This is a genomic window from Nocardioides sp., assembly GCF_041600255.1.
Lineage (GTDB): Bacteria > Actinomycetota > Actinomycetes > Propionibacteriales > Nocardioidaceae > Nocardioides.
Map to the genome: position 1 here is coordinate 1 of NZ_JBFIKK010000233.1, position 2381 is coordinate 2381.

The following is a 2381-nucleotide window of genomic DNA, read 5'->3' on the forward strand; positions in this document are numbered from 1 at the left end:
CGTTCTCGCTCTGCCAGATCGGGCCGAGACCCAGGATGGTGACCTGCCAGGCGTACCAGTAGCCGAGACCGTAGAAGGCCAGCACCTCGCCGAACGCGCAGATCCGGGCGGTGTCCCAGCGCCCGCCCTGCTCGCCGGGGGTCAGCAGGGTCGCGAACGCCTGCTCGGAGGCCATGAAGTCGAGGAAGTCGGCGTACCACTCACCGTCGTGGAAGGTGCGCTTCAGCTCGTCGAAGCCGCGCGCCTCGAACCAGTCGATCGTGGCACGCAGCAGGCGCTGTGCCTCGGGGTCCAGGTCGGCGGGGTCGTAGGTGCGCGGGTTCAGGATCAGATCGGCCATGCGCGGCACCCTAGTCGGCTTTGCCGACATCGCTCGAGGCGTTCGCGAGACGGACGCTCCGGCGGGTCAGCGAGCGATCTGCTGGAGCGTCGACGACCCCTGCTTCCGGGACCAATGCCTCTGGGGACGAACGACGGGCCCGACCGAGACTGGGATCTCACCCACAGGAGGCCCCATGGACATCCTCGTCAACACCGACAGCAACGTCGACTGCGACGCCGAGGAGGTACGTCGCATCGAGGCCGACCTGCGGTCCACGTTCGACCGGTTCGATCACCGCGTCACCCGGATCGAGGTCCACCTCAGCGACGAGAGCGCCGGGCGGGAGACCCGCGACGACACCCGGTGCCTGCTCGAGGCCCGCCCCTCGGGCATGGACCCGGTGGTCGTCAGGCACCACGCCACCGGTGTGGACGAGGCCCTGTCAGGCGCCACCGACAAGCTGATGAGCCTGCTCACGAAGGCGTTCGACCGGCGCACCGACCGGGAGCACGGGCGGGACACCATCCGCGGGCACTAGCGGGTCGGGGTCGGCACCCTGTCGGCCAGTACGGCGATCTCGTCGTGGAAGGCGTGCAGGATCCGTTCAGGGTCCCCGATCACCGTCTCGTCGGTCTTGAACCCGACGCGCACGGTGCCCGCGTAGGTGAAGATGCACGTCCCCAGGGTCTGGTCGCCGGAGCCGGGCACCCAGCCGAGCATGCTGCTGATCCGGGTGCCGGCCAGGTAGCGGGGCTCGCGCGGGCCGGGCACGTTGGTGGTCACCCCGCTGGCCTTGCCGGCGAAGAACCGCACCAGGAACGTGCTCAGCCGGGCGCCGAGCAGCCCGATGGCCTGGATCAGCGCGAACGTGATCACCGGCTCGGGCGAGCGCTTGATCCGGTCCATCCGCCGCTTCGTCTCCGCCAGCCGGGCGGTCGCGTCCTCCAGGCCGGAGGGCAGGAGCAGGAGCACCAGCGCGAACCGGTTCCCGAGCTCGCGGGGCAGCGGCAGGTGCAGGGGGCGCAGGTTGACCGGGATCATCGTGGGGATGTCGACGATCCGGTCGGCGTGCTCGACCTGGTAGCGCTCCAGGGCCCCGGCCAGCGCGGAGACCAGGACGTCGTTCACGGTGGCGTCGGCGGCCCGCGCGATCTCCTTGATCTGCTGCAGGTCGATCGGGTCGGACCAGACCGCGCGCTTGCGGCTGCCCGCCTCGCCCGCGACCGGGGAGTCGGGGTTGGTGGTCAGCAGCAGCTTGCGCAGCACGCCGATCCCGCTGAGCCCCATCCGGATCGCGTTCACGATCGCGGCGCGGACCCGGGCGGGCCGGAGCATCCGGGGCACCTCGGGGGCCAGGGTGCGGGCGGCCGCCACCATCTCGCCCACCACGTGCTGCTTGACCGGGCGGCGCTCGGAGCCGTCCAGGTCGCCGGTCCGGGTCTCGTCGGTCAGCGACATCAGCACCTGGGTGAGCGCGATCCCGTCGGCGAGGGCGTGGTGCAGCCGGACGTAGATGGCGGTGCCCTCGCTCATCCCGTCGACGAGGTGGATGTCCCACAACGGGCGGTCTCGCGGCAGGGGCGTGGCGAGGTGCCGGCCGACGTACTCCTGGAGTGCGGCGTCGTCACCCGGGGCCGGCAGCGTGACCTCGCGGACGTGCGCCGACAGGTCGAAGTCCGGTACGTCGCGCCACCGGGAGCGGTTGCGGCGCCCGGGCGCCCGGACCGGACGGCGGGAGAAGACCGGGTAGACGTCGATCAGTCGACGCTGCAGGACGGCGCAGAGCCGCTCGCGGTCCACCGGGCCGTCGAGGAACATCACGCACTCGATGACCATCAGATTCTCGACGCGGTCCATGTTCAGCCAGACGGCGTCGACGGCGTTGACCCGGTGTTCCCTCATCGTCCGAGCCTGTCATGTCGGGCCAACCGTGCGGAATCGTCGTTCACCTCGATGGGGGCCGACCTCACCTCGGTGGGGGCCGGCCCGCCGTCTCAGCGGTCGCTGGGCCTGATCCAGACCTGGGTCCAGCTCGGGGTGCCGAGCACCGCACGCTTGC

General features: G+C 71.1%; 2 protein-coding genes and 1 pseudogene. 1 reads left to right on the top strand and 2 read right to left on the bottom strand.

Features of this window, described 5'->3' with window-relative positions; translation table 11 throughout:
- Positions 1-340: pseudogene (locus tag ABZE72_RS16660) on the bottom strand (acyl-CoA dehydrogenase); the annotation flags it as partial.
- 175 nt (positions 341-515) lie between these two features.
- On the opposite strand from ABZE72_RS16660, the gene ABZE72_RS16665 reads away from it, so the two are divergent.
- Positions 516-860 (top strand): hypothetical protein, encoded by a 345-nt coding sequence (locus ABZE72_RS16665; protein ID WP_372730155.1) that lies wholly within the window; start codon positions 516-518, stop codon positions 858-860.
- Here the strand turns inward: ABZE72_RS16665 and ABZE72_RS16670 are convergent.
- The gene (locus ABZE72_RS16670; RefSeq protein WP_372730156.1) at positions 857-2224 is read right to left on the bottom strand and encodes a wax ester/triacylglycerol synthase family O-acyltransferase; all 1368 of its coding nucleotides are present in this window, start codon (positions 2222-2224) and stop codon (positions 857-859) included. The two genes, ABZE72_RS16665 and ABZE72_RS16670, sit on opposite strands and share 4 nt — an antisense overlap.
- Positions 2225-2381 lie beyond the last annotated feature (157 nt).

Coding starts and splice junctions, on each gene's coding strand:
- ABZE72_RS16665 (WP_372730155.1), top strand. CDS start 516: ATGGACATCCTCGTCAACACCGACAGCAACGTCGACTGCGACGCCGAG.
- ABZE72_RS16670 (WP_372730156.1), bottom strand. CDS start 2,224: ATGAGGGAACACCGGGTCAACGCCGTCGACGCCGTCTGGCTGAACATG.